The sequence below is a fragment of the Micromonospora sp. NPDC050695 genome (assembly GCF_040654415.1).
GTDB lineage: Bacteria > Actinomycetota > Actinomycetes > Mycobacteriales > Micromonosporaceae > Micromonospora.
In genome coordinates, this window is record NZ_JBFAHZ010000019.1 from 25,219 (window position 1) to 47,701 (window position 22,483).

At 72.7% G+C, this 22,483-nt stretch carries 23 protein-coding genes; 16 read left to right on the forward strand and 7 right to left on the reverse strand.

Annotated features, from left to right (window positions below; translation table 11 throughout):
• Positions 1–3 precede the first annotated feature (3 nt).
• The 8 genes from mycP to AB0H52_RS16905 all read left to right on the forward strand — a co-directional run bounded on the left by mycP (position 4) and on the right by AB0H52_RS16905 (position 9,019).
• Positions 4–1,389, forward strand: a complete 1,386-nt coding sequence (gene mycP / locus AB0H52_RS16870; RefSeq protein WP_357948353.1) for a type VII secretion-associated serine protease mycosin — start codon at positions 4–6, stop codon at positions 1,387–1,389.
• Between the two features lie 160 nt (positions 1,390–1,549).
• Entirely contained in the window at positions 1,550–2,362 is an 813-nt protein-coding gene (locus tag AB0H52_RS16875) for a TIGR03936 family radical SAM-associated protein (protein WP_357948356.1), read from the forward strand.
• Positions 2,363–2,493: 131 nt separating this feature from the next.
• Positions 2,494–5,598 (forward strand): Rne/Rng family ribonuclease, encoded by a 3,105-nt coding sequence (locus tag AB0H52_RS16880; RefSeq protein ID WP_357948359.1) that lies wholly within the window; start codon positions 2,494–2,496, stop codon positions 5,596–5,598.
• A gap of 98 nt (positions 5,599–5,696) precedes the next feature.
• Positions 5,697–6,185: a hypothetical protein gene (locus AB0H52_RS16885; protein WP_278121334.1), complete on the forward strand. Its 489-nt coding sequence runs from the start codon at positions 5,697–5,699 to the stop codon at positions 6,183–6,185.
• A gap of 166 nt (positions 6,186–6,351) precedes the next feature.
• Positions 6,352–6,666 (forward strand): 50S ribosomal protein L21, encoded by a 315-nt coding sequence (gene rplU / locus AB0H52_RS16890; RefSeq protein ID WP_007464063.1) that lies wholly within the window; start codon positions 6,352–6,354, stop codon positions 6,664–6,666.
• 11 nt (positions 6,667–6,677) lie between these two features.
• Positions 6,678–6,932 carry a 50S ribosomal protein L27 gene (gene rpmA / locus AB0H52_RS16895; RefSeq protein ID WP_074313740.1) on the forward strand — a complete coding sequence of 85 codons (255 nt, stop codon included), beginning with the start codon at positions 6,678–6,680 and terminating at the stop codon, positions 6,930–6,932.
• Between the two features lie 97 nt (positions 6,933–7,029).
• Entirely contained in the window at positions 7,030–8,499 is a 1,470-nt protein-coding gene (gene obgE, locus AB0H52_RS16900) for a GTPase ObgE (protein WP_151492475.1), read from the forward strand.
• Positions 8,500–8,569: 70 nt separating this feature from the next.
• A complete protein-coding gene (locus AB0H52_RS16905) occupies positions 8,570–9,019 on the forward strand; it encodes a GNAT family N-acetyltransferase (protein ID WP_151492476.1) in 450 nt (149 codons plus the stop codon).
• 29 nt (positions 9,020–9,048) lie between these two features.
• Here AB0H52_RS16905 and AB0H52_RS16910 read toward each other — a convergent pair whose 3' ends face one another.
• Together AB0H52_RS16910 and AB0H52_RS16915 are read right to left on the reverse strand one after the other, a co-directional pair.
• Positions 9,049–9,708 (reverse strand): DUF6766 family protein, encoded by a 660-nt coding sequence (locus AB0H52_RS16910; RefSeq protein WP_151492477.1) that lies wholly within the window; start codon positions 9,706–9,708, stop codon positions 9,049–9,051.
• A gap of 72 nt (positions 9,709–9,780) precedes the next feature.
• A complete protein-coding gene (locus AB0H52_RS16915; RefSeq protein ID WP_151492478.1) occupies positions 9,781–10,272 on the reverse strand; it encodes a DUF4383 domain-containing protein in 492 nt (163 codons plus the stop codon).
• Positions 10,273–10,502: 230 nt separating this feature from the next.
• Between AB0H52_RS16915 and AB0H52_RS16920 the strand changes: the two genes are divergently transcribed.
• Genes AB0H52_RS16920 through AB0H52_RS16930 form a run of 3 tightly spaced genes read left to right on the forward strand, consistent with a single transcriptional unit; the run spans position 10,503 to position 12,461 of the window.
• Positions 10,503–11,327 carry a hypothetical protein gene (locus AB0H52_RS16920; protein WP_151492479.1) on the forward strand — a complete coding sequence of 275 codons (825 nt, stop codon included), beginning with the start codon at positions 10,503–10,505 and terminating at the stop codon, positions 11,325–11,327.
• 31 nt (positions 11,328–11,358) lie between these two features.
• Entirely contained in the window at positions 11,359–11,826 is a 468-nt protein-coding gene (locus AB0H52_RS16925; protein ID WP_151492480.1) for a phage holin family protein, read from the forward strand.
• Positions 11,823–12,461 carry a DUF3618 domain-containing protein gene (locus AB0H52_RS16930; protein WP_151492481.1) on the forward strand — a complete coding sequence of 213 codons (639 nt, stop codon included), beginning with the start codon at positions 11,823–11,825 and terminating at the stop codon, positions 12,459–12,461. Before AB0H52_RS16925 ends, AB0H52_RS16930 begins: the two co-directional genes overlap by 4 nt.
• A gap of 56 nt (positions 12,462–12,517) precedes the next feature.
• Here AB0H52_RS16930 and AB0H52_RS16935 read toward each other — a convergent pair whose 3' ends face one another.
• The gene (locus AB0H52_RS16935) at positions 12,518–13,633 is read right to left on the reverse strand and encodes a glycosyltransferase (RefSeq protein WP_357948366.1); all 1,116 of its coding nucleotides are present in this window, start codon (positions 13,631–13,633) and stop codon (positions 12,518–12,520) included.
• Positions 13,634–13,638: 5 nt separating this feature from the next.
• The gene (locus AB0H52_RS16940; RefSeq protein WP_151488719.1) at positions 13,639–14,886 is read right to left on the reverse strand and encodes a cytochrome P450; all 1,248 of its coding nucleotides are present in this window, start codon (positions 14,884–14,886) and stop codon (positions 13,639–13,641) included.
• 216 nt (positions 14,887–15,102) lie between these two features.
• Here AB0H52_RS16940 and AB0H52_RS16945 point away from each other — a divergent pair, with 216 nt between their 5' ends.
• Complete coding sequence (locus tag AB0H52_RS16945) at positions 15,103–15,492, forward strand: hypothetical protein (protein WP_151488718.1); 390 nt, start codon at positions 15,103–15,105, stop codon at positions 15,490–15,492.
• Between the two features lie 54 nt (positions 15,493–15,546).
• Here the strand turns inward: AB0H52_RS16945 and AB0H52_RS16950 are convergent, their stop codons facing one another.
• The gene (locus AB0H52_RS16950) at positions 15,547–15,765 is read right to left on the reverse strand and encodes a DUF397 domain-containing protein (protein WP_151488717.1); all 219 of its coding nucleotides are present in this window, start codon (positions 15,763–15,765) and stop codon (positions 15,547–15,549) included.
• Between the two features lie 69 nt (positions 15,766–15,834).
• On the opposite strand from AB0H52_RS16950, the gene pepN reads away from it, so the two are divergent.
• Positions 15,835–18,348 carry an aminopeptidase N gene (gene pepN, locus AB0H52_RS16955; protein WP_151488716.1) on the forward strand — a complete coding sequence of 838 codons (2,514 nt, stop codon included), beginning with the start codon at positions 15,835–15,837 and terminating at the stop codon, positions 18,346–18,348.
• Positions 18,349–18,421: 73 nt separating this feature from the next.
• On the opposite strand, the gene AB0H52_RS16960 is transcribed toward pepN, so the two are convergent.
• Positions 18,422–19,636 (reverse strand): FAD-dependent monooxygenase, encoded by a 1,215-nt coding sequence (locus tag AB0H52_RS16960; protein ID WP_357948371.1) that lies wholly within the window; start codon positions 19,634–19,636, stop codon positions 18,422–18,424.
• Positions 19,637–19,793: 157 nt separating this feature from the next.
• Positions 19,794–20,456: a PadR family transcriptional regulator gene (locus AB0H52_RS16965; RefSeq protein WP_357948374.1), complete on the reverse strand. Its 663-nt coding sequence runs from the start codon at positions 20,454–20,456 to the stop codon at positions 19,794–19,796.
• 266 nt (positions 20,457–20,722) lie between these two features.
• On the opposite strand from AB0H52_RS16965, the gene nadD reads away from it, so the two are divergent.
• The 3 genes from nadD to AB0H52_RS16980 all read left to right on the forward strand — a co-directional run bounded on the left by nadD (position 20,723) and on the right by AB0H52_RS16980 (position 22,463).
• Positions 20,723–21,319 carry a nicotinate-nucleotide adenylyltransferase gene (gene nadD, locus AB0H52_RS16970; RefSeq protein WP_151488713.1) on the forward strand — a complete coding sequence of 199 codons (597 nt, stop codon included), beginning with the start codon at positions 20,723–20,725 and terminating at the stop codon, positions 21,317–21,319.
• Positions 21,320–21,429: 110 nt separating this feature from the next.
• Positions 21,430–21,837: a ribosome silencing factor gene (gene rsfS, locus AB0H52_RS16975; RefSeq protein ID WP_007464025.1), complete on the forward strand. Its 408-nt coding sequence runs from the start codon at positions 21,430–21,432 to the stop codon at positions 21,835–21,837.
• The gene (locus AB0H52_RS16980) at positions 21,834–22,463 is read left to right on the forward strand and encodes a histidine phosphatase family protein (protein ID WP_151488712.1); all 630 of its coding nucleotides are present in this window, start codon (positions 21,834–21,836) and stop codon (positions 22,461–22,463) included. The genes rsfS and AB0H52_RS16980 overlap by 4 nt, the downstream gene beginning before the upstream one ends.
• Positions 22,464–22,483: the final 20 nt, after the last annotated feature.

Consider the following 22,483-nt stretch of genomic DNA (forward strand, 5'->3'; position numbering starts at 1 on the left):
CGGATGAGGGTTGACGGCGCGGCACGCCGGCCGATCACGGCCTGTGTGCTGGCGGGGCTCCTGGTGCTGGGGGTCGCCCAACCGGCGGCCGCCGCGCCCCGGCGGACCGAACAGTGGTATCTGGACGAGCTCCGGATCGACCAGGCGCACAAACTGTCGACCGGCCGGGGTGTGGTCGTGGCCGTGGTCGACAGCGGCGTCGACGCCACCCACCCGGACCTGCGGGGTCGGGTGCTCGCCGGTGGCCGCAGCTACGGTGCCAGCGGTGACGGGCGGGCTGACGAGGACGGGCACGGCACGCACATGGCCGGCATCATCGCGGCGACGAACGCCAGCAGCGACGGTGTGGACGGCATCGCCCCCGACGCGCGGATCCTGCCCATCAAGCTCTACGCGGGTAAGAACCCGCCGTACGACGAGAGCGCGATCGCTCTCGGCATCCGGATGGCCGTGGACGGCGGCGCCAAGGTGATCAACGTGTCCCAGGGCAAGCCGTCGGCGGTCACTCCGGAGGAGGCGAGCGCCATCAGCTACGCCCTGGACCGCGACGTCGTGGTGGTGGTCGCCGCCGGCAACCTCTCCAAGGGTGACGTGGACGTGGCGGCTCCCGCAAACGTTCCCGGCGTTCTCGCCGTCACCGGCACGACGCGGGGTGGCGCCTTCTGGTCCGGGTCGGCCAAGGGGCCCGAGGCGGTGGTCGCCGCACCCGGGGACGGTGTCTACAACGCGGGCCCCAACCAGGGTTACGGCTGGGGTGACGGCACCTCCGACTCGGCCGCGATCGTTTCCGGCGTCGCCGCGCTGATCCGGGCGAAGTATCCGAACCTCGACGCCCCCAACGTGATCAACCGGATCATCCGGACCGCCCGGGACGCCGGTCCGGCCGGCCGGGATCCGCAGTACGGCTTCGGCCTGATCGATCCGGTGCGGGCGCTGAGCGCGAACGTGCCGCAGGCCGCGGGTAACCCCCTGCTGGCCCCGGGCGCCGCACCGCCCTCGGCGCCGGGTGGCACCGCGGCGGCCGACGACGAGTTCGACGTCACCCAGCACGGTGACCGCGGTGGCCCGACGGATCAGCAGGTCATGGTGGTCGGCATCGGCATCGCCGTGGTGCTGGTGCTGCTGCTGGGGCTGGCGGTCTTCCTGATGTGGAACCGCCGCCGCTACCGCCGTGAGGCGGCGCTGTCGACCGACATCCCGGACGACCTGCTCGACAGGGCATCTCCCGCCGGGTACGACCCACCGTCCGGGTACGCCCCACCGCCCGGCTACGCCCCACCGCCCGGCTACGCCCCACCGCCCGGTTACGCCCCACCGCCCGGTTACGCCCCGCCGGCGGGGTACACCCCGCCCGGTGCGACGCCGCCTGCCCCGCCGCGGGAGCGGTAGCCCGGCTCCGATCGTCCGTGGCCGGCCGGTGACCTGCGGGGTCGCCGGCCGGCCCTCGACGTTCTGGCGGGCCGACACGACCCCGCTGACCGGTTTGCGCCGGTTCATCGGCCCGGTCCCGCCGCCCCCGGTTGCGCACCGTCACGAGCCCTGCGCCAGGATGGGCGGACACGCAGGTACACCCGAGGAGCCCACGATCGCCAGAAAGCCTCAACCCGAGGGCGGCCAGGCACCGGTCGTCCAGCGCGTCCGCATCCGGTACGCCAAGCGCGGACCACTGCGGTTCACCTCGCACCGGGACTTCGCCCGGGCCTTCGAGCGTGCGCTGCGTCGGGCCGCCGTGCCGATCGCCTTCTCCCAGGGTTTCACGCCGCACCCGAAGATCTCCTACGCCAGTGCCGCGCCCACCGGCGTCGCCAGCGAGGCCGAGTACCTGGAGATCGGCCTCCAGGCGCCGGTCGACCCGCAGGAGTTGCGGGCCGCGTTGGACGCCGCGCTCTCGTCCGGCCTGGACGTGCTGGACGCTGTGATCGCCGACGGGGGGAGCCTGCCGGACCGGATCGAGGCCTCGCACTGGCACATCGAGTTGCCCGAGGTCGACCACGCCGTGCTGCGCGCCGCCGTGGACGCCTTCACCGCCGCCGACGAGGTGCTGGTGGAGCGGATGACCAAGCAGGGCCGACGTACCTTCGATGCCCGCGCGGCCGTGATATCGATCGATGTCCTTGCCCCAGCGCCGACGCCTTCCGGGGCGCCGGCCGTCCCGTGTGCGATACTCGAACTGGTCGTACGACAGGTCACCCCGTCCGTACGGCCCGATGACGTCCTTTCCGGCCTCCGCGTGGTGGCCGACCTGGAGCCGCCGGTCTCGCCGAGGGTGACCCGGCTGGCTCAGGGCACGCTGACCGCGCAGGGTGCGATCGTGGATCCGTTGGATGCGGACCGCGGCGGGGCAGCCATCGTTGGGCTCTGACCGACGGTCAGTGCTCTGGCAGGCAGACTTCGGCGGTCGCGCACCACGCGCGCCCGGCGGAAACACTTTTGCGGCGACCCTGCGTGGCAGCGCTCACCCGCGCCCGGGCTAGCCAGAACTGGAGAACGTCCATGCTCGAGAACGAGCCCGAGGGCGGCGAACGGACCGGTTCACAGCCGGCCGGTGAGACCGCCGACCAGAGCGCCACCCCCGACGGCCCCGCCGTCGCGAACCCGACTGCGGCCGCCGGTGCCGAGCCGTCCGGGGCGGGGGCCGCCGAGCCGTCCGGGGCGGAGGCCGCTGAGCCCGCCGCACCGGCGCGGCGTACCCGGGCCACCCGGCGACGGGCCGCCCCGCTCAACCAGCCGGAGCAGGCCGAGGCGCCCGTGGAGGCGTCCACCGGCGGGGCTGGCGCCGTCGAGTCGCCGCAGGCGGAGGTCTTCGCACCGGTCTCCGGTGACCTGGACGTCGCCCCGAAGACCCCCCGGCGCCGCCGCAAGGCGACCCCCGTCGAGACGACCGCCGAGGAGCCGCTGGTCGCGGCCAGCGCGGAACCTGCCTCCGCCGAGGTCGTTCCTCCGGTCAAGGTGACCCGTACCCGGCGGAAGAAGACCACGCCGGCCGTCGTCGAGGAGCCGCCGGCCGTCGAGGAGCCGCCCGCCGTCGAGGACGAGGCCGCGGAGACGCCGGCGGAGTCCGACCTGCGGGAGGCGGAGGCCGAGCTGAACGAGGCCACCCTCGCGCCGAGCGGGACCGACGCCGAGACGACCCGGACCAGCGGTGCGCAGGAGCGGTCCGGCGAGGTGCCGCCGGGCGTGGCCGTGGCCGCGGTGTCGGATGAGCCGGTCGAGCCGACCGAGGTCATCGAGCCGGAGCAGCCACGTACCCGCCGCCGTCGCGCGGCGCTCACCGCGCCCACCGTGCTGTTCATGGCGCCGCAGCCGGACGCCGTCCCGGTGACCCGGCCGGCGGAGCCCGCCCCGGTCGCCGAGGAGCCGGCCGTGGAGGCCGAGCCGTCCCGCCGTCGCCGGCGCGGTCGCCGCGACGTCGAGCCGGTGGAGCCGGTCGAGGCGATCGAGGCCGAGGAGGAGCCGACCGACGAGGCCGACGAGGCCACCGAGGCGGATGAGGACGACGAGGACAGCGCGGCCGCGCGTCGTCGCCGCCGCCGTGGACGCCGTGGTCGCGGTCGGGGCAAGGGCGGTGCCGAGGACGCCGAGGACGAGGAGTCCGAGGAGGCGGCGCAGGCCGAGGACGAGGAGACCGTCGAGGCGGAGGCCGAGGGCGACGAGGACGAGGAGTCCGAGGGCGGAGACGGGATGACCCGTCGTCGTCGGCGTCGTCGTCGCCGGGGCGCGGGCGACACGGAGGGTGCCGCCGACGACGGCGTACCGACCGTCGTCAAGATCCGCGAGCCGCGCAAGACCGTCGACGAGGTGCAGGGCGTCTCCGGCTCGACCCGGTTGGAGGCCAAGCGCCAGCGCCGCCGGGACGGCCGGGAGCAGCGGCGTACGCGTCCGCCGATCCTCAGCGAGTCGGAGTTCCTGGCGCGCCGGGAGGCGGTCGACCGGGTGATGGCGGTCCGTCAGCGCGGTGACCGCACCCAGATCGCCGTCCTGGAGGACGGCGTGCTGGTCGAGCACTACGTCACCCGCAACTCCTCCGGCACGATGGCCGGCAACGTGTACCTGGGCAAGGTGCAGAACGTGCTGCCGAGCATGGAGGCGGCGTTCGTCGACGTCGGCCGGGGCCGCAACGCGGTCCTGTACGCCGGTGAGGTCAACTGGGACACCTCCGGCCTGGAGGGGCGCGCCCGCTCGATCGAGCAGGCGTTGCGCTCCGGCGACTCGGTGCTGGTCCAGGTCACCAAGGACCCGATCGGGCACAAGGGCGCCCGACTGACCAGCCACATCGCGCTGTCCGGCCGGCACCTGGTCTACGTGCCCAACGGCAACGCCTCCGGGATCAGCCGGAAGCTGCCGGACACCGAGCGCAAGCGACTGCGCGACGTGCTCAAGAAGCTGGTCCCGGACGGCGCGGGCGTGATCGTCCGGACGGCCGCCGAGGGTGCCAGCGAGGACGAACTGGCCCGGGACGTCAAGCGGCTCCAGGCGCAGTGGGAGGACATCCAGGCCAAGGCCGCCGAGGGTGGCGCGCCGGTGCTGCTCTACGAGGAGCCCGACCTGGTCATCCGGGTCGTCCGGGACCTGTTCAACGAGGACTTCCGCGAGCTGGTGATCGAGGGCGAGCAGTCGTACGACATCGTCGAGTCGTACCTGTCGCACGTCTCCCCGGACCTGGTCGACCGGGTGCGTCGGCACGTCGGCACGAGCGACGTCTTCGCCGAGTACCGGATCGACGAGCAGATCATCAAGGGCCTGGACCGCAAGGTCTTCCTGCCCTCCGGTGGCTCGCTGGTGATCGATCGCACCGAGGCGATGACGGTGGTCGATGTCAACACCGGCAAGTACACCGGCTCCGGGGGCAACCTGGAGGAGACGGTCACCCGCAACAACCTGGAGGCGGCCGAGGAGATCGTCCGTCAGCTGCGGCTGCGGGACATCGGCGGCATCGTGGTGATCGACTTCATCGACATGGTGCTCGAGTCCAACCGTGAGCTGGTGCTGCGCCGGCTGACCGAGTGCCTGGGACGGGACCGCACCAAGCACCAGGTCACCGAGATCACCTCGCTCGGCCTGGTGCAGATGACCCGTAAGCGGATCGGCGCGGGCCTGCTGGAGGCGTTCAGCGAGACCTGCGAGTGCTGCAAGGGCCGGGGCGTCATCATCCACACCGAGCCGGTGCCGGAGAAGCCGCGTACCGGTGGGGCGGGGGAGAAGGTCAAGGCGGTCGCCTCGTCGGTCGCCGCCGCCACCCCGTCCGCCGAGCAGGGCACCGCGTCGTCCCGCCGCCGCGCCCGCAAGAGCGCGTCGGCAGAGAAGACGGTGGTCGAGATCACCGACACCGACACCGACACCGACACCGACACCGACACCACCGCCGAGCCGGACGCCGACTACGTCGACACCATGGGCTACGACCTGTCCCGCTACGAGTCGGACAGCGCCGCCGCGCCGGCCGTCTCCGACAGTCAGCAGGGCGAGTCCGCCCGGCTGGCCGCGGCGGACGACCCGGATGCGCTCGCCGACGGTGACTCCGACGAGGAGAGCACCGAGGGCGGCGCGGGCCGGCGCCGCTCCCGCCGGGGTGGCGCCCGGCGGCGGACCCGCCCCTGACGGCCTGACCGGCCCAGTGTTTGACGAGGTCCCTTCCCCGGCAATGTGACGGGGGAGGGACCTCACCGGTCCGGCCACCTTTCGGTCAGGAGAAGAAGATGCGTCGTCTGCTCGCCGTCACCGTGCTGGTCGCCGCGCTCTCCGTCGGGTCCGGCTGCGCCACCGGCGAGAGCCCGTCCGGTCCGACCAGCGGGGCGACGCCCGGGGGTGCCCCGGTCGGGTCGACCAGCACGCCCGTGGGCGGCGGGGCGGCGGCCGGCAACGCCGCCCAGGTCTGCGTCGCCGCGCGGGAGGCCGGCACCGCGGCCGTCCAGACGTACGTGGCGGAGTTGGGCCGGATGATCGCGGCGGTGGGCGCGGGGGACAGCGGCACCGCCGAGGCGGCCCGTGAGCGGGCCGAGGCGGCGCTGGCCGGCTGGCGGACCGCGCTGCGGGAGCAGTCGGCGCTGACGGCCGATCCGCAGCTCAAGACGTTGCTCACCGACATCGGCACCGAGGTCGCCGCGCTCGGCGCCGACGTCGAGTCGATCGACGAGACCGAACTCGACCGGCTCCAGCAGCGCCTCGACCAGCTCTGCGCCCGCTGACCAGGGCGGGCCGGTTTGGGGTCCGGGCGGGCGATGGCGTACTCTTGCCTGCGGCGCACTTTTGGTGTGCCGAGTTCCCGTGTGCCCACGCCGCCGTGCACTACTACCCGGCGAGCCGCCACGGGGACGACCGCCAGCAGCCTCAACGACAGGGAGTCCGCCTCCGATGTACGCGATCGTCAAGACCGGCGGCAAGCAGTACAAGGTCGCCGAGGGCGACGTGATCGAGGTCGAGAAGCTCACCGGTGCCCCCGGTGACGCGGTGAAGCTCACCGCGGTGCTCCTCGTCGACGGTGACGACCTGGTGACCGACGCGGCGAAGCTTGCCGAGGTCGCGGTGTCCGGCGAGATCGCCGCGCACACCAAGGGCCCGAAGATCCGGATCCACAAGTTCAAGAACAAGACCGGCTACCACAAGCGCCAGGGTCACCGCCAGCCGTTGACCCAGGTCAAGGTGACCGGCATCTCCAGCGGGAAGTAGGTCGTCCTCCAATGGCTCACAAAAAGGGTGCGTCCAGCTCGCGTAACGGTCGTGACTCCGCGGCCCAGCGACTCGGCGTGAAGCGCTTCGGTGGTCAGGTTGTCAGCGCCGGTGAGATCCTCATCCGGCAGCGTGGCACCAAGTTCCACCCCGGTGACCTGGTCGGCCGTGGCGGCGACGACACGCTGTTCGCGCTGTCCGCCGGTGCGGTCCTGTTCGGCACCAAGCGCGGTCGCAAGACCGTCAGCATCGTTCCGCAGCAGTAGTTCTCTTCGCTCAAGCGGGCCGCGGACCTCCGGGTCCCGGCCCGCTTAGCCTTTTTCACGACGTGCGGGGTCCGACCTCGCTGGAAGGATTCACACCGTGGCGACGTTCGTTGACCGGGTCGTTCTGCACCTGCAGGCCGGCGATGGCGGGCACGGCTGTGTCTCGATCCACCGCGAGAAGTTCAAGCCCTTCGGGGGGCCGGACGGCGGTAACGGCGGGCACGGCGGCAGCGTGTCGCTGGTGGTCGACCCGCAGGTGACCACGCTGCTCGACTTCCACTTCCACCCGCACGTCAAGGCCGACAACGGCAAGGGCGGCGCCGGGTCGAACCGGGACGGGGGCAACGGGCACAACCTGGTGCTCAAGGTGCCCAACGGCACGGTGGTGCAGACCACCGACGGCACCGTACTGGCCGACATGGTCGGCGCCGGCACCACCTTCGAGGTGGCCCGCGGCGGGCGCGGCGGGCGGGGCAACGCCTCGCTGGCCAACGCCAAGCGCAAGGCTCCGGGCTTCGCCGAGCTGGGGGAGCCCGGCGACCAGTTGGACATCGTGCTGGAGCTCAAGAGCGTCGCCGACGTGGGCCTGGTGGGCTTCCCGTCGGCCGGCAAGTCGTCGCTGATCTCGGTGATCTCCGCGGCGAAGCCGAAGATCGCCGACTACCCGTTCACCACCCTGGTGCCCAACCTCGGTGTGGTCCGGATGGACAACCACACCTTTACCGTCGCCGACGTGCCGGGTCTTATCCCGGGCGCGGCCACCGGCAAGGGGCTGGGCCTGGAGTTCCTGCGGCACATCGAGCGCTGCGCGGTGCTGGTGCACGTCATCGACTCGGCGACCCTGGAGCCGGGCCGTGACCCGGTCGCCGACATCGACGCCATCGAGGCCGAGCTGAGCCAGTACGGCGGGCTGACCGACCGCCCGCGGCTGGTGGCCGTGAACAAGGTCGACGTGCCGGACGGCCGGGACCTGGCCGAGATCGTCCGCCCGGACCTGGAGGAGCGCGGCTACCGGGTGTTCGAGGTCTCCGCGGCCACCCGCGAGGGGCTCAAGGAGCTGACGTACGCGATGGCCGAGCTGGTCGACGCGGAGCGCAAGGCCGCGCCTCCGGCCGAGCCGACCCGGATCGTGATCCGGCCGCTGGCCGTGGACGACGACGGCTTCACCATCACGAGCGAGGCGGACGGCTCGTACACCGTCCGTGGCGTACGGCCGGAGCGGTGGGTCAAGCAGACCAACTTCGACAACGACGAGGCGGTCGGCTACCTGGCCGACCGGCTGGCGCGGCTCGGTGTCGAGGACAAGCTCGCCAAGGCCGGCGCGCAGCCCGGTGACCTGGTCCGTATCGGGGAGCGCGAGTTCGACTGGCAGCCGACGCTCTTCGCCGGTGTGGAGTTCGTGCCCGGTAACCGGGGTACCGACATCCGGCTGGAGGAGAAGTCCAACCGGGCGTCGGCGGCGGAGCGGCTCGCCGCGCGCAAGGCCCGCCGGGTGCGGTCGGCCGACGAGGTGGGTGCGGACGCGTCCGACGACGAGCCCATCGACGACGAGGACGACGCCGAGTAGCCGGTTGCGCTCCGTGATCGGGTTGATTGCCGGAAACCTTCGCGAAATCCACCCGGCCTAGCGTTGGGTGATGCTGATCGAGTCGCGGCCCGCCACCGATCCGGAGATCGCCGCTCTGCTCGTCGCCCAGCAGCGTGAGCTGCGTGAGGCCGACGGTGGGTTGGACGGGCAGGTGTTCGTCCCCCATGACGACGTCCGCTACCTCGCGGTGGTGGTGAACGGCCGGGCGGTCGCCTGCGGCGGCCTCCAGGCGCTCGACGCCGCCACCGGCGAGGTCAAGCGGATGTACGTCCGGCCGGCGTACCGGGGGCGGGGCATCGCCCGCCAACTGCTCGCCGCGCTGGAGGAGTGCGCGTTCCGGCAGGGCCACTCGGTGGTCTGCCTGGAGACGGGCACGTACCTGCCGGCCGCCATCGGGCTGTACACCTCGTGTGGCTACGAGCCGATCCCGGTCTACGGCGAGTACGTGGGCAACCCGTACAGCGTCTGTTTCGCCAAGCGGCTCCCGGTCGCGGCCTGAGCGCAGGTCGGGCGCGTGGGCCTGGGTGTCTACGCGCCGGTGGTGGCGTGGGATACGGTGACCGGCTTCGACTCCGGTGAGGCGTGTTGGCGCAGGACGATGCTCAGCAGGATGAGGGCGCCCACCGCGAGGAACTCGCTCTGCCAGTTCTGCATCGACTGGAACCAGAAGTCGCTGGTGCGCAGGAACTCCCACACCCCGATCGGCGGCGCCCCGCTCTGCAACGCCTGTTCCTGGTTGTACGCGGCGGTGCCGCCGAGCAGGTGCCCGACGAACGAGCCGGCGAAGATCAGCAGCAGCGCGAGGGAGAGGCTGTTGCGGTAGACCACCAGGGGCAGTCCGCCGGCGCGTACCGGCCAGGGTGACTGCGCGGTGGCGCGGCGCTCGTCGTCCTCGGGCCGGTCGGTCTGGTCCACCGGTTTCGACTCGGCCGAGCCGCGCTGCACCAGGTATGCGGTGAGCAGCACGTACCCGCCCATCTGGAGGAACTCCGACTCCCAGTTCTCGAAGACCGCCTCGACGAAGTGGCCGCTGGTCAGGTACGCCGGCCAGCTCAGCGGCGCGGCACCGAACTCGGTCAGCTCCTCGTTGTGGGTCTGCCAGCCGAAGACGCTCTGCAACACCAGGAAGACCAGGAACGCGCCCAGCATGGCGACGGTCAGCGCGTTGTCGCGTAACCAACGGGGCATCTCGTTACCTCCCTCGCGGATCGCCCCCGGATACCCACACCCCGACGGCCGCGAAACCGCCCCAGCGGCAGGTCAGGGCCGGTCGGCCGGGGTGTCCAGCCGCCCGCCGGTGCCCGCCTGGTTGGAGAGCAGCAGCCCGAGCGCGAGCATCCCGAAGCCGAGCGCGAGGTGCAACCAGTTGTCGGCGTCGTTGACCGGCAGGATGTTCGCCCCGCCCTCCGGGTTGATGGCCTCGATCGCCAGGCCGTACAGCCAGAGGACGAGGTAGATCGCGCCGCCGCCGGCCAGGAACACGCGGGCGCCGCCGACGCTGCGGGCCAGCACCAGGCCGGCCAGCCCGAACAGCAGGTGCACCGCGTTGTGCAGGATCGACACCTGGAACAGCCCGAGCAGCCGTGCGTCCGAGTGATGCCCGGCGAAGGTCAACTCGCCGTAGTCGGTGGTGATGCCGGGGATGTAGCCGAGGATGCCGATCAGCAGGAAGACCCCGGCCACGGCGAGCGCGGCCACCTGCACCCGGGGTCGCGGGCCGGGCGGCCGGCCACCTCGCGCGTCTCGTGCCATCGCTGCCCCCTCCGTGGATCTGCCGGCCCTGCGAACCTCACTGTCCGCGGCGGCGATGTGACGCAGCCCGACGATCCTCCATTTTGAAGTCGATCCGGTCGGCGGCGCAGAGAAATGCACGAAGAGGTATGGAAGAGGAAACGGAGGGTAGGTGAAGTGGTGGCGGCCGCGGAGACGCGGCCACATCCCCCCAGCACAACCGCGACGACTTTCCGAGCGGAAGGGAAATCATGACCTACGATCTGTCACCTACGACTTCCACCTACGGACAGCAGTCGACCAACGGCGGTGGCGTCCGCGAGCAGGCCCGCCAGGTCGGGTCGGAGGCCGCTCACGCCGGTGGCGCGGTCGCGCAGACAGCCAAGGAGCAGGGCACCGAGGTCGGCCGCGAGGCGGCCCGGCAGGCCCGCAACCTGTACGGCGAGGCGCGTACCCAGCTCACCAGCCAGGCCGGCGAGCAGCAGCGCCGCGCGGCGACCGGGTTGCGTTCGCTGGCCGACGAGATGCGCTCGATGGCCGAGCAGGGTGGCCAGGCCGGTCCGGTGAGCGAGCTGGCCCGCCAGGCCGCCGACCGGGTGCACGGTGTGGCCGGCTGGCTGGACGAGCGCCAGCCCGGCGACCTGATCACCGAGGTACGCGACTACGCCCGCCGTAACCCGGGCACCTTCCTGGTCGGCGCCGCCGTGCTCGGTGTGCTGGCCGGGCGGCTGACCCGCAGCATCTCCGCGGCCGGTGACGACTCGGGCAGCGTGTCCCCGAGCTACCGCGGTGCCGGGGCGTACGACCCGGAGCGGACCGCGGTGATCCCGACGCAGGCGGACACCGTCCCGCAGGGCGGTCACCTCGACCCGACCCCGGGCACGTACGCCGCGCCGACCTCCGGTGGCTACGCAGACCCGACGCCCGGTGGTTACACCGACCCGGCGCCCGGCGGCTACACCGACCCCGTCCGGGGTGAGCACCCGGAGCACACCGGCACCGGGCAGCCGCTGCCGCCGGTGAGCCAGACCGACCCGCTGCCGGGCGTGCCGTCCAGCGGCACCACCCGCCCGTGAGCCACCGAGTCATCCGAAGGGAGGCGACGGCATGACCATGCCGACGCAGGGGTCCGGGTTGGACTCCGGGTACCGGCCCGACGCGGGTGCCCCGCACACCGCGGCGGATGTGAAGAGCAGCTCGCTCGGTGAGCTGATGCGCCAGGTGACCAGCGACCTGTCGACGCTGATGCGTCAGGAGGTGGAGCTGGCCAAGGCGGAGATCCGTCAGGAGGGCAAGAAGGCCGGCAAGGCCGCCGGGCTCTTCGGCGGTGCCGGCTTCGGTGGCTACATGGTGGCGCTGTTCGTGTCCATCGCCGTGTGGCAGTTCTTGGACAACGTCATGGACTCCGGCCTGGCCGCGTTGATCGTGGCCGTGATCTGGGCCGTGGTCGCGGCCGTCCTCTACTCGATGGCCAAGAAGAACGCCCAGCACGTACGCGGCCTCAAGCAGACCAACGACAGCGTGCAGCGGATCCCCGACGCGCTCAAGCCGCACCCGGAGGGAGTCACCCGATGAGCACCGATCCCGACCAGATCCGCCGGGAGATCGAAGCCACCCGCAACAGCCTCAGCTCCGATGTGGACGCGTTGGCGTACAAGGTCAGCCCCAGCCGCATCGTCGACGACCGCAAGCAGCGGGCCCGTTCCGCGTTGCAGAATGTGAGGGACAAGGTCATGGGAACCGCGTCTGACCTCGGCCACGGCACCGGCCACGCCGCCCACTCGGTGGGCGACCGCGCCTCGTCGGCGGCCTCCAGCGTCAGCGACGCCGCGCACTCGGCGGCCTCCACCGTCAGCGACGCCGCGCACAGCGCGCCGCGGGTGATCCGGCAGAAGTCCCAGGGCAACCCCCTCGCCGCCGGCCTGATCGCGTTCGGGGTGGGCTGGCTGGCCTCCTCGCTGATCCCGGCCTCGCGTCGGGAGCAGCAGGCCGCCGTCCAGGTCAAGGAGAAGGTCAGCGAGCACAGCGGGGCGGTGAAGGAGAAGCTGGGTGAGGTGGCCAGCGAGCTCAAGCAGGAGCTGCGCGAGCCGGCCCAGCACGCCGCCGAGTCGGTGAAGTCCACCGCTCAGGACGCCGTGCACGCCGTCCGGGACGACTCGAAGTCCGCCGCGCACGACGTGAAGGACACCGTCCAGCAGTCCCGCCCCTGACCCACGCACCCGACAGCTCGCGGCCACCGTCCCCGGTGCCCGCGAGCTGTCGCGTGTCACCCCCTCCGACGTCCGCGATCGTGCGGCTCCTGGTGCAATTTTGTCGAGCCGTGCGGCTTTTGTCCCAGCAGAAAGTGCAGGATCGCGCGGGCGCGGGCGCGGGCGCGGGCGCGGGGGCTGGGGCGGGCGTGGGGGTGGGCGGCTTGGCGGATGCGGGTGTTGCCGTAGCGGACGCCGTCGAACAGGAGCCGCTGGCTGACCGCCAACCAGCTGCAGGCGCCGCGCTCCACCAGCCAGAGCGGGGCGGCCAGCGGGGTGCTCGGCGGGAACACGGCGTTGCCGCCGGCGCGGCGGCGGCCCACCTCTGCCAGGGCGACGACAGCGGTCGCCGCGGCGAGCAGCGGTCCACGCCGGTGGGTCGCGACCGCCGCCGCCAGCGCCGGCAGGACCGCGAGCGCGGTCACCAGGCGGGCCGGCTGGGCCAGGTCGTCGTACGCCTGGCGGACCCGCTGGCCCCGGAAGTGCGCCGCGTCGGGCGGCAGTCGGCGTACGTACAGCCAGGCCGGTCGGACCTCGACCCCGCCGTACGCGCGCACGGTGCGGATCATCTCCAGGTTCTCGAAGAGGACGTCGGGGTCGTACCCGCCCATGTCGAGGAAGGTGCTGCGGCGTACCGCGAGGGTACCCGGATAGTCGTCGCCGAGCGCCCGGTTGAGCAGTGTCCGGCCGGTGTCCCACCAGGCGTGCCAGGGCAGCGGGTGGAAGTAGTTCTGCGGGCGGACCAGGTCGGCCCGGTCCAACAGGCGGTGCACCGCGCGCAGCCCGGTCCCGTCGTACCGGATGTCGTCGTCGGCGATCACCACGTGCTCGTGGCGTGCCGCGCGGACCCCGGTGAGTACTCCGACGACCTTGCCGTTGAGCCCTCGCGCGGTGGGGTCGGGCGGAAGGTGGCGGACCAGGCCGCGCCACGCGTCGGCGTGCCGGGCGAAGACGTCCGGGGGTGAGCCGTCGACCACGAGCACCTCGACGTGCTCGGCCAACCCGCGCAGGTAGTCGGTCAGCTCGTCGAGACCGGCGTCGGTGTGCCAGTGCAGCGGCAGCACGTACGTCATCGGCAGCGGGCCGGCCGGGACGTCCCGCCGTACCCCGACTCGACCTGGCGGACGGCGCATGGTCGTCAGGCGGTCCGGCGGATGTTGGCGAGGGTCAGGCCGACCGGTGGCAGGGCGGGCATCCGGTGCAGGTCCAGGGCCAGGTTCTGGACGGGGACGTCGTAGCTCATGGTGGTGGTCAGGTTGGTGACCGCCCGCTTCATCAGGTCGATGGTGATCCACTCGCCGGCGCAGCGGTGCCCCGCCCAGTGGTCGCCGCCGCCCTGCGGGATCAGGTCGAACGGGTCTGCTCGGCGGCCGGCGAACCGCTCCGGACGGAACAGCTCGGGTTGTGGCCAGAGGGTCGGGTGGTGGTTGGTGCCGTAGAGGTCGAGCAGCACCCGCCTGCCTCGGGGGAAGTGGTGGCCCTCCCAGTCGAAGGAGCGCCGGACCCGGGCCGCCGCGATCGGGAAGAACGGGTAGTAGCGGCGTACCTCCTGGACGAACTGCCCGGTCGCCTCGTCGTCGTCGCGGACCCGCTGCCGCCAGGCGGGGTGGTCGTGCAGGGCGAGCGCGGCGAAGGCGATGTACTGGTCGACGGCGACCACCGGCCGCAGCAGGTTGAGCAGTTCCACCGCGGCGATCCGGCGGGGGAGCAGCGTGCCCCGCGCGTCCCGGTGCTCGGCGATCACCGCCAGGGCGCTGCCGGCCGGTGCCGGGAGCAGGCCGAGGCGGGTCCGCTCGATGATGGTGGCGATCCAGCGTTCGGCGCGGCGGCGGGCGAGCAGCCCTCGCCAGTGCCGGGGGCCGACCACCGCGGGGGCCTCGATCATGGCGTGCAGGTCGATGGCGCGGCGGTTCACCTGTGACGTCGCCAGCGGCACCCCGGCCCAGGCGCACACCGCCCGGGTCAGCAGGCGGCCCACCTCGTCGTAGAGCGGGACCGGCCCGGCGGCCTCCCAGGCGGGGATCCGGGTCCGCCACTCCTCGTCGAAGAGTTCACCGAGCTGCCGGATCGCGGTCGGCGTCATGATCGACATGAGCATGGCCTTGCGGTCGGAGTGCTCCGGCCCGTCCAGCCCCTGCACGCCACCGCGGCCGGTGAGGGTCCGTTGCACCCGCAGCGGCATCGCGGTGCGCCGCTGGAAGCGCTCGTTGTCGTAGAACAGCGTCGCCGCGGGCCGGCCACGGAGGCAGATGGTCGGCGCGAGCAGGATCCGGGTCTGGAAGACGTCGCTGCCGTACCGGTCGCAGCGTTCGCCGATGAACCGGTAGCCGGCGCGGAGCAGCGCGAGGGTGCTGTCCGGGCTGCGGTCGGCCGGCATGGTCGCCATCGGGCCTCCTCGGGTGCCGGTGGCGGCCATCGCCACGGCCCGGCTGCGTCTACCCTCGTGGCCGCCGCTGAATCCCCCGCGTCGACGGCGCGCCGGCTGGCCCCTCCCAGGGGCGGCGGAACCTGGTTTGCTGCTGGTGGGGCCGCCGTCGGCGGCAGTGCCGGTCGGCCGGCGCGGCCTCCAGTGGGCCGACGGCCACGACCACGGGGAGGGCGAATGCGCGACAACAGGTCGCCGTACTGGCGGCAGCGGCGGGCAGCGGGGGCACTGGGCCCGGGCCGGGACGTACGGGCACTGATCGGGCCGCCCGGGCGGCCGACCCGGCCGCACCGGTTCTTCACCGTGCACCTGGGCTTCACCGCGCCGGGCGCGGCCGACGCCCGCGAGCTGGCCGTGGGGTACGCGGAGGCGCTGAGCCTGCTCCGCCCGGAGGTGGCGCTCGGCGCGGCGGCCCTGTCACCGGCCGACGCGTGGCACCGGGCCGAGCGGCTGTTCTGTGGGGCGGTCGGCCCCGACGGCGAGCGCTGCGTCGATGTGGCCGAGCACCCCGGCTTCCACCACGCCCCGGGCCCCGGGGGCCTCGGCTGGGGCGATGGCGATGCCTGACCCGGCGGTCACGGGTGGCGGGTGTCCCGCGCCACCCGTGACCCCCGGCGGCAGTCAGTCCAGGTCGAATTCGCCGTCCTGCGCGCCGGCGACGAACGCGTCCCACTCGGCCTGTGTGAAGACCAGCACCGGCCCCTCCGGCTCGGAGGAGTTGCGCATGCCGATGAGATCGTCGACGAAGGCGACCTCGACGGCGCTGTCGGAGGTGTCCCCCTCGGCCCGCTGCCAGACCGCCCGAGAGAGGTCGAAGTCGCCCTTGGGGTGTTGCGCCATGGTTCTTTCCTCCAGTGCCGAGGGTCGTGTGGTGACCGCGTGCCGATCCCCATCGGGCAGGATAAGCGGATGCCGAGCCTGACCCGTGTAGAGGCGACCGCGCGTGGCGCGGCGATTACTGTCGAGTCCTATCAGGTGGACCTCGACCTGACCGGCGACGGGGACGTGTTCCGCTCCCGCGTCGCGATCCGGTTCCGGGCGACGCCCGGCACCGCGACCTTCGCCGAGGTCAAGCCCGCCACACTGCTGGCGGTACGCCTCAACGACCGCGACGTCGACCTCGACACGTTGACCGACAACCGGTTGCCGCTGGGTGACCTCGACTCCACGAACACGCTGTTCGTCGAGGCCGACATGGCGTATTCCAACACCGGGGAGGGGATGCACCGCTTCGTCGACCCGGCCGACGGCGAGACCTACCTGTACGCGGTGAGCTTCCTCGACAACGTGCAGCGCATCTTCGCGGCGTTCGACCAGCCCGACCTGAAGGCGCCGTTCACCCTCACGGTCACCGCCCCGCCGGCGTGGACGGTCTCCGGCAACGGTGAGCTGGCCGCCAACCCGGCCCCCGGGCGCTGGGAGTTCGCCCCGACCGTGCCGCTGGCCACGTATCTCTTCTCCCTGGTCGCCGGGCCGTACCACGTGCGGCGGGCCGAGCACGACGGCGTGCCGCTGGCCCTCTACTGCCGACAGTCGCTCGCCGAGCACCTCGACGCCGACGCCGAGGAGATCTTCACCATCACCCGGCAGAGCCTGGACCGGTTCCACGAGCTCTTCACCGAGCGCTACCCGTTCGGCAAGTACGAGCAGGCGTTCGTGCCCGAGTTCAACCTCGGCGCCATGGAGCACCCGGGCATCGTCGCGTTCCGTGACGACTACGTGTTCCGGTCGGCGGTCACCGACACCCAGCGGGAGCTGCGGGCCACCACGATCGCCCACGAGATGGCGCACATGTGGTTCGGCAACCTGGTCACCATGCGCTGGTGGGACGACCTGTGGCTCAACGAGTCCTTCGCGGAGTACCTGGGCATTCGGGTCGCCGCTGAGGCGACCCGCTTCGAGCGGACGTGGACGACGTTCGCCATGCGCCGCAAGGCCTGGGGGTACGCGGCCGACCAGCGTCCCTCCACCCACCCGGTGGCACCGGAGGAGGTGGCCGACGCCGCCGAGGGCCTGCTCAACGTCGACGGCATCTCGTACGCCAAGGGGGCCAGCGTGCTGCGGCAGTTGGTCGCGTGGCTCGGCGACGAGGCGTTCCTCGCCGGTCTGAACGCGCACTTCGCCGCGCACCGCTTCGGCAACGCCACCCTCGCCGACCTGCTGACCAGCCTCTCCGCCGGCGGTCGGGACCTGTCCGGTTGGGCCGAGCTGTGGTTGCGCCGGTCGCAGGTCAACACGCTGCGCGCCGAGGTGGCCCTCGACGCCGACGGCCGCTACACCGAGGTGGCCGTGGTGCAGACCGCGCCCGAGTCGTACCCGGTGCTGCGGCCACACCGGATCGGCGTGGGCCGCTACGCGGCGGACGGCACCGTGCGGCGCGACGAGGTGGATCTCGACCCGACGGTCGACGGCGGCCGTACCGTGCTCGGCGGGCTGACCGGCGAGCCGGCGGCCCGGCTGCTGGTGCTCAACGACGGTGACCTCACCTTCGCCAAGGTGCGCCTGGACCCGGCGTCGGCGGACGCCGTTCCGCTGGTGCTGCCGGCGCTGGGCGACTCCCTCACCCGGGCGGTGCTCTGGGGTGAGGCGCTGGACGCGGTGACCGACGGGGAGCGGCCGGTCACCGGCCTGGTCGACCTGATCGTCGCGGCGCTGCCGGCCGAGACCGAGGTCATCATCGCGGAGGACGTGCTGTCCCTCAGCCGGTCGCTGGTCGACCGTTACCTCGATCCGCTGACCCGGTCGGCGGCGCTCGCCCGGATCGCCGGGGCGTGCCGGCACCTGCTCGACGGGGCGCCGGCGGGGGAGTCGTTGCAGCTCGCCGCCGCCCGGGGCTGGATCGCCGCGACCACCGACGCGGATCTGCTCGTCGGTTGGCTCGCCGGCCGGGATGTGCCGGCCGGGCTGAAGGTCGACGCGGAGCTGCGGTGGGCGGTGCTGCGTCGGCTGGTCGTGCTGGGTGCCGCCGGCGAGGCGGAGATCGCCGCCGAGGCGGCTGCCGACGTCAGCTCCACCGGTGCGGAACGGGCCGCCCGCTGCCGGGCCGCCCTGCCCGACCCGGCCGCGAAGCAGGCCGCCTGGGACATCATCGTGCGTGACACCGAGCTGTCCAACCGGCTGCTGGAGGCGACCGCTGAGGGGTTCTGGCAGCCCGAGCAGGCCGAGCTGACCGCCGCGTACGTCGAGCGGTACTTCACCGACATGCCGGCCGCCGTGGATCGGCGTACCGCGTGGACGGCCGACCGGGTGGCGAAGCTGGCGTTCCCCCACTACGCCGTGGCGCAGCCGACCCGGGAGGCGGCCGCGGCGCTGCTGGCCCGCGACGACCTGACCCCGGGTCTGCGACGGGTCGTCACCGACGCCGACGACGACCTGCGGCGCGCGCTCGTCGCCCGTACGGCGGTGGCCGCCGCGGCAGCCTGAGGTCGGGTCCGCCCGACGGCCGGAGAACGCGGGCGGGCGCGGGGTGGCTCACCGGTCACCCCGCGCCCCGCGTTCAGCGCAGCGCGGGCTCCGCCGTCACCGGTGCGTCGAAGTCGATGACATAGCGTTGCTCGTGGGCGACGGTCTTCTCCGGGTCCATCACCGTGCGCACGAACAGCGGCATCAGCAGCGGCATCAGCGTCCGGGCGACCGGCCCCGGGGCCTTGGTGTGGTTGATCCGTGCCGCGCGGGCGGCGACCTTCTCCACCCGCGCACGACGCAGCCGCACGTACGCGGCGAACGCCGCCTGGACGTCCGGCAGGTCACGCAGGCACCGGGCGAGCTGCACTCCGCTCTCGATGGCCAGCGACGCGCCCTGCCCGGAGCTGTTCGACGGCGCGTGCGCCGCGTCGCCGACCAGCACCATCCGACCCCGGTACCAGTGCGGCACGGGCGGCATGATGTGCAACGAGCCGACCACCTGAAGCTCCTCGGCGCTGCTGGTCGCCATCAGCTCCCGACCCGGATCGTCGTCGCCGTAGCTGGTGCGCAGCGTGTCCATCCACTGTGCCGCCGGCACCGCGCGGGCCTCGACGAGGCTCATCGGCCGTTGCTGCGGCAGGTTGGCCCCCCACCGGGTGCCGCCGCCCGGCTCCGGCCAGTACAGGTAGTAGCCGCGTCGCCCGAACGCGAACGTCATCGTGCCGGGCTCGACGCCCACCTCGTGTCGGGCGACCGCCTCGAAGCCGAGCAGCCCGGTGAACCGGGGGCCGGGCGCGGCCGGGTCGATGAGCCCACGGACCGTGGATCTGATGCCGTCCGCGCCGACGAGCACGTCGGCGGTGGCGGTGCTGCCGTCTTCGAAACGGGCGGTCACGCCGCCGTCGCTCTGCTCGACGTCGACCAGCCGTTTGCCGTACGCGAACGAGACGCCCTCGGCGACGGCCCGGTCGTGCAGCTCCCGGTGCAGCTCGGCCCGGTGCACCACGCGCAGTGGCGGCACCCCGGCCAGCGTGGGCAGGTCGAGGCGTCGCCGCCCGACGGCCATGGCGCTGCGCACGATGGGGGTGGCGGTAGCCGTCACCGCCTCGTCCGCGCCGACGCTGCGCAGCGCGGCGACGCCGTTGGGCGCCAGCGCGAGGGTGCCGCCGATGCCGCCGGCCCCGCTGGCGGTGGCCGGGTACGCCTCGTGGACCGTGGCGGCGATGCCGGCGCGACGCAGCGCCAGCGCCGTCACCGGCCCGGCGATGCCGCCGCCGATGACGATCGCGGTTCGTACCGTGGTCATGCTCTCTCCCTGGGTGTCGTGGTCCGCGCGAGCGCACGGACCTGGGAGGGAGCCCGGTTATCCTCGTGGTTGCCGCTTCGGGCCGGGCGCCTTCCCAGGTGTCGGTTCGGGGTAAGGGCTCCGGCGGGGTGTTGGCGCACCCCGCCGGAGCCGTCCGTCAGTCGGTGGTGTCGGCGCTGTCGGGGCCGGTCCTCTCCGCCAGCTCGGTCAGTTCGGCCGGCATCTCGCCGGTCTCGTGGAAGGCCCGCCACGTGTCCAGCCCGGGATAGCCGCCCGAGGTCAGCTCGGCGAGCAGGGCCCGCAGCCAGGTCGTCTCCGCAGCCCGCAAGGCCAGGTCGTACTCCGATTCCACGAGGAACAGTCGGGGGACCTCCCGCAGGTGGGTGTCGAGCGTCTCGCGGTCCCGGCGGAGCGCGTCGTCCAGCCGGTCGAGCCGCTGCCGGAGCAGGTCGACGGCCTCGTCGGGGTGCAGCGCGGCGAGCACGGACAGCCCGGCGCGGAAGCGGGGATGCTCCGGCATCGGGGTGGAGACCAACTCGCGCGCCCAGTCGACCAGCTCCGCCCGCCCCACGTCGGTGATCCGGTAGACGGTGCGTTCCGGGCGTCGCCCCTCGCGCAGGCTCTCGACCGCCTCGACCATGCCGTGTTTGTCCATGTTGCGGATGACCGTGTAGAAGGAGCCCCACTTGATCTCCATGTCCTGGTCCTTGCCCCAGGCGCGCAGTGTGGTGGCGATCTCGTACGGGTGCATCGGCCGCTGGACCAGGGCGGACAGCACGGCCAGCGCCAGCAGATTGCCGACCTTGCGCCGCTTCGGCACGACACCCTCCCCGCCTCGTCGACGATTACTTGTCGACGAGTATATGCCGGCGCGCCCCCGCGCCGCGACCCCCGCGCCGCGCCGCCCGGAGGTGATCGACTCGCTGTCGATGAAGGCGGGGTGTCCGGGCCGCTGCGGTGCACCGGTTTCCGGGAAACCGAGTCGATCACGGCGGGAAGGTCGGATCGACCGGCGCGAGGCGGGCCGGCGCGCGCCCCTCGCCGGGCCGGAACAGTGGCCCCGGACGCCCGGCCTACGATCACTGGGTGGAGGAAGATATCCGGCGGATCGGGATCATGGGTGGCACCTTCGACCCGATCCACCACGGGCACCTCGTCGCGGCCAGCGAGGTGGCCGACCGGTTCGGTCTGGACGAGGTGGTCTTCGTCCCCACCGGGCAGCCGTGGCAGAAGGCCGACGAACCGGTCAGCCCCGCCGAGGACCGCTACCTGATGACGGTCATCGCGACCGCCTCCAACCCCCGCTTCCAGGTCAGCAGGGTCGACATCGACCGCAGCGGCCCCACCTACACCGTCGACACCCTGCGCGACCTCCAGGCCGAGTACGGCCCCAAGGTGCAGCTGTTCTTCATCACCGGCGCGGACGCGCTGCAACGCATCCTGTCCTGGAAGGATCTGGACGAGATCTTCGAGCTGGCGCACTTCATCGGGGTGACCCGGCCCGGCTTCCCGCTGACCGACAAGCACCTGCCGGCGGACACGGTCAGCCTGATCCAGGTGCCGGCGATGTCCATCTCGTCGACCGATTGCCGCGCCCGGGTCGCCCGGGGCGAGCCGGTCTGGTATCTGGTGCCCGACGGTGTGGTGCAGTACATCGCCAAGCGGCGTCTCTATCAGCCCTGATCGTGCCCGATATGGGCCGTTACGGGTGCCTAACCGACCAGAACTGACAGGTCGAGGCGTCGGCGGGTATGAGACGCTTGGAGGATCGCACGGTTGATCGAAGGAGAACGGTGACAGTTTCCGAACGCGCTCACGAGTTGGCGATCGCCGCCGCCCAGGCCGCCGCCGACAAGAAGGCGCAGGACATCGCGATCATCGACGTCGGCGACCAGCTCGCCATCACCGACGCGTTCCTGCTCGCCGCCGCCCCCAACGAGCGTCAGGTGCTGGCCATCGTCGACGCCATCGAGGAGCGCCTGCTGGAGCTTCCGGAGAAGGCGAAGCCGATCCGGCGCGAGGGCGAGCGGGGTGGCCGCTGGGTGCTGCTCGACTACGTCGACATCGTGGTGCACGTCCAGCACACCGAGGAGCGCGAGTTCTACGGGCTCGACCGGCTCTGGAAGGACTGCCCCACCATCCCGTTCGTCGACCGCGACCTGGTCGAGGCCGACGCCGGCGGGACCGCCGCAGCCGAATGACCCGGCTGATCGTCTGGCGGCACGGCAACACCGACTGGAACGCCGCCAACCGTGTCCAGGGGCAGACCGACGTACCCCTCAACGAGCTGGGCCGCGACCAGGCCCGCGCCGCCGCGCCGCTGCTCGCGGCGCTGCGGCCCGACGCCATCGTGGCCAGCGACCTGAGTCGCGCCGCGGAGACCGCCGCCGCGCTCGCCGCGCTGACCGGGCTACCGGTCCGCTCCGACGCCCGGCTGCGCGAGCGGCACTTCGGTCGGTGGCAGGGCCTGCACCTCACCGAGGTCGCCGAGATGTTCCCGGAGGAGTACGCCCGTTGGCGGGCCGGCGACCCCGATCCGGGCGCGGATCTGGAGCCGCTGCACGACCTCGGTGACCGGGTCGCCGCCGCCCTGCGGGACGCGGCCGACGCGGCACCCGGCGGCACCGTGGTGATCGCCACCCACGGCGGCGGTTCCCGGCAGGGCGTCGGGCACCTGCTCGGTTGGGACTCCGGTGTGCTGCGCAGCATCGGCTCCCTGGCCAACTGCCACTGGACCGAGCTGCGGCACGACGACGTCCGGGGCTGGCAGTTGCGTGCCCACAACGTCGGCCTGGTCACCGTCCCGGCCGTCGCCGACGCGGTCTGAAATCTCGCCTCGGCGTTCGA